This is a genomic window from Petralouisia sp., assembly GCF_056822245.1.
In genome coordinates this window covers 1-4,348 of the sequence record NZ_JBQIOP010000098.1, presented here as the reverse complement: position 1 = coordinate 4,348, position 4,348 = coordinate 1, and the positions used below count along the sequence as shown (strand labels likewise).

Genomic DNA, 4,348 nt, shown 5'->3' with positions numbered 1-4,348 from the left:
AAGAGCGAAAGTATAATAAAATCATCTGCCCTTATGAAAGCCTTAAAATACCTTGTTCAGCAAAAGGAGCACTATTTATAATAGTTGTAAAGTGGTGTTTTTATAGAGAAAGCGAGGGAAACAATGAAAACTTCCGGAAGTATCTCCAAAGAACTTAGAGAAAAAAATGGTTTGACCTTAGAAAACGTTGTAGAAAAACTGAAAGACTATAAAGTGAACATATCAGCCGAACACCTCTGCGCCTATGAAAATGGCACAGCTTCCATAGATGCTGATCTGTTTTTATATTTATGCAAAATTTACAACTGCCAGAATGTCCTGGAAGCATTTTCAGAATCAAATGCAGTACAAAATATTCCACCTCTGGATCTCGCAAAGCTTCAAGAGCTCTCTGCTGAAAGACTAAGTAACCAGCTGTAAAACTTCAAAATCGCCTGTGACCATCTGCACAGAAACGGCAACATCGCCGCTGCCGTTTCTGTGCAGTCTCCATAACTGTTCAGAGCTCCTATTCAACGGAACGTTCTTTATTTTTTATTCTGTCACTCATTCCCTGCAAGATAGAATTAGGAAATTTTTCCCAAATATTTTTAACAAATACTTCCATTTTTTTGCAAGCTACTGCGGAAACAAGACAGAAAGAATCTTCCGAAGAACAATCCCTTCGCAGGAAACGGGCTGTGGAAGACAGCGCAGCTGAGGAAGAAGCACTGTGGTCTGAAGAAGCTCAGGTTCCAGAACCGCTTTCGGTAACAGAAAAAGTGCAGGTTCCAGAACAGTTTCCTGCAGCAGAAGAAGAACAGACCGACAGAAACATGCTGAGAATAGATAAAGCAGAGGCATATACTTTTATGCTGCCGCAAAGCGATGAAGGGGAACTTATTGCTGCAGCAGATAAATTTGATGTTGACAAGCCGATAATTGAGAGGTTTGAATTCCTTGAGAATGGACAAACTTTGACGGAAAACGATACGATCCATTTTAATGTCTGGGCTTATGATTCAGATAGTGGAATTGATTATGTTGAAATTTCACTATCTGGTAAATATGGTTATATTATAACATGCCAAAAAGATGACAGCCAGGACAAACTATACACTGGAACATATTCCTGTAAAGATCTTGCTGGTAATCATCTTTACGTTTCAGGCATTAGGATAAGAGATAACGTTGGAAATATAAACACCAACTGGAAAGTTTGGGAAAATGATCAATATCTTTATTCTTTTACGTTAGAAGGTAATTTTGAAGACAAAGAACAAGACGATCATATTAAGCTTTCTAATTTTAAAATGCAGACAAATCCATCAACTGAGGATGGCAACTTACAGATCGGCGATACTGTGACCTATACAGCGGATGTTACCTGCAAAGATGAGACCATACAAAATATAGGTATGAACATATACAGCTACGCAAATAGTTCCTGGCATTCTGACCATTTAACAGGAAATTATGATCCCGCCTCCCATACATTAACCGGCACTTATACCGTTACAGACCAAACTTATCCAGACGAATGGTATTTGGATTATATTTATATATACACAGAATCCGAAAAAACATATTATTTCTATCCAGGAAACATAGAACCTGATAAGAACCTGACATTCACTGTAGTCCAGGATAATTTTGACACCGAAAAGCCAATCATTGAAAGCATCGCCATTGATAAAAACGGCCAATGGGTATATGCCGGTGACGCCATCAACATCACAGTGAAAGTAAAAGAAGATAATCCTTCTGAATACGCATATGCAGATTTTACCCCGCAGGTTTCTGATGTTGATGCTGACGCTGATATCTCAGCCGGTACAAGAACCCGCGTAGATTTAAAATTAAATGCAGATACCATGGAATATACAGGTTCAATCACTATCGCAGAAAACACATATCCCTGCGAGTGGGATCTCACATGGCTGACAATATCTGATACCATCGGGCATTACACATATATAGATGACTTTCAACCAGATTTTCATTCTACCTACCCATGGTACTACAAGGTAAAATCAGGAACCACTTACAGGGTAGATCCAAAAAATGTAACTTTCCGGTTTTATGGTTACGCCAAGCAAGAAGACGGCACATATCTCTCTAATTCTCTCATTGAAGAAAAAACTGTCGAAGCCGGAAGACGCGCAAGCCTGAAAGAACTGAATGTTTCATTTCCACAGCCAATTGAAGGCGTCTCAACCGAATGGAACTCTGAATATTCCGATAAGATAGTGGATGAGGATACAGAATTACTCTTTTACAGTGCCTACGATATGGGCTTCAATTTTTATGCCACCTATGACAAAGGCTGCGCAAACGTATCCCTTTCCTACCTGACCAAAGACAGCGGGATCAACTCTGTCAATCTCCCGCAATTTGTAAACAAAGAAACAACTTTCCAAGAGGTATTAAACAACCTGAAGCTGCCAGAAGACGCCTATACAGAGGATTTTGACGGATTTAAATTGACTTACAGTGATGATTTCCATAATGAGAACACCATTGTAGGTGACATCGCATCCATTTCTGTTACAGCATTCTACAAAGACTGCCAGGTGGCCTGGAATACAAGATATATGGACAAAGACGGCAAGGAAAGTACCAAAGTAATCAACAAAAAATACTCAGAAGGGACTAAAATAAGCGACGCGCTGGCAGATTTGGAAGCTCCGGAAGAAACCAACAACTTGGAATTCGAAACATGGATTCTGCCGGAAGCCTCTTTAGATGGAACACTTTCCGGAACTATGACAAGCTTAGATGCCGTGGTAGTTTACAAAGGAAAGACTACCATAGACGCCACCTGCACCTATCGGGGAGAAGACGGAAAAATCACATCAGACAATAAAATGATACTGGCGTCCGGCGAAGGTCTTTCCGACGCCGCAATCAAAGGGGAAGCCAGCGAAGCTTTCAAATCTGCAAACCACTTTGCCGGATTAAGACTGTCAGAATGGACAGACTCTGTAAAAATTAACCAGACACGCTACAAAAAAATTCAGTTCCAGGCATTATACTACAATTGTGTAGTGACGCTGAACTACCCGGACGGCAGCTGTCAATATTCCGTTGTTGACCGAAATTCTCAATTCACCCTGCCTACGGAAAACGAAAAGTATCAAGACATCATCTGGGCGGGCTATGCCAAAGGGGAAACCGTAACTGTCAAAGACGATATGGAATTTACAGTAGCGGATTCAAAACTGAAAGACGGCGCATCCGATGAAATAACAGGTGAAAGACTCTCAGACGAAGAGATTGCTAATATCATAACCCAAATTGAAAACGCTGAACCTGGGACAACCATCTCCATTGATATGGGAAAAGCCACCGTCATTCCAAAAGAAGTTCTGGAAGCAATTAAGGGAACAGAAATTAACATTGCCCTTCATATGGAAGGTTACTCCTGGACCATCAGCGGCCAAAATGTATCTGCAACAGAACTGCAGGACATTGATATGGAAGTTAAAACAGACACAAATCCAGTCCCCTCAAGCCTGGTAAAGTCGATTGCCGGAGATCAGCCTACTACACAGCTTTCCCTGACCCATAACGGAGACTTTGGCTTCCGGGCGGATCTTACCTTGAACCTTGGCTCTGAGCACAGCGGCGCAACCGGCAATTTATATTACTATGAAAGCTAAAGCTTCCATAGTAGGATGGCCATGCGGCCTGTCATACGGCAGGTTAAGCATGATGGCGGGTTTACTATGACAGCAGCGGAAAACTAATTTTTGTAAATTCCGGGCAGATTGGGGCAGACGAAACTACAAGCCCTCCATTCTCCCATGCGTCTGATTATGTTATTGTTATAGAAAATACTGCCAGAGAAAAAGCTGCCACTAAAGATGATAACAGTAACGTCATAGACATTAAGAAGAATACTGATAATTTTACAACTGCCACTGCCAATGGGAAAAATGATACTGCTAACACTGGAAAAATAAAGAGTCCGAAAACCGGAGAGTAGCATCTCAACTTATAGGAAAGTTGGATTTATCAAGCAATATATCTGTTTTTTGTTGGCGGTCGTAAGACCGCCAATTTAAGAGCCTGCACACTTGTTCATACACCTCAGCAAATTCCAGATATTCACAACTGATTTCATTGAAAGAGGAGTAAACATTACCTGAAAAGTAATTCAGCAGCAATCCATTTGCCGCTTTTCACAATTCCGCTGCTTTATCGCTTTACATGCCCGTTTCCATTCGCTATAATAATTTTAACCTACGACAGAATGCTAAGAAAACAGGTAGTGTCAAATAATCTATGAAAAAACTGAGCTAAAAGAATAGGCTCGAATGAACCTCGAAAATTGCAGATATTAGTGGTTTTAAGACCTTGGGGCGTT

At 40.8% G+C, this 4,348-nt stretch carries 2 protein-coding genes; both read left to right on the top strand.

Features of this window, described 5'->3' with window-relative positions:
* Window positions 1-123 precede the first annotated feature (123 nt).
* Entirely contained in the window at window positions 124-420 is a 297-nt protein-coding gene (locus ACTO17_RS19600) for a helix-turn-helix domain-containing protein (protein ID WP_482559110.1), read from the top strand.
* A gap of 260 nt (window positions 421-680) precedes the next feature.
* Entirely contained in the window at window positions 681-3,641 is a 2,961-nt protein-coding gene (locus ACTO17_RS19595) for a hypothetical protein (protein ID WP_482559109.1), read from the top strand.
* Window positions 3,642-4,348: the final 707 nt, after the last annotated feature.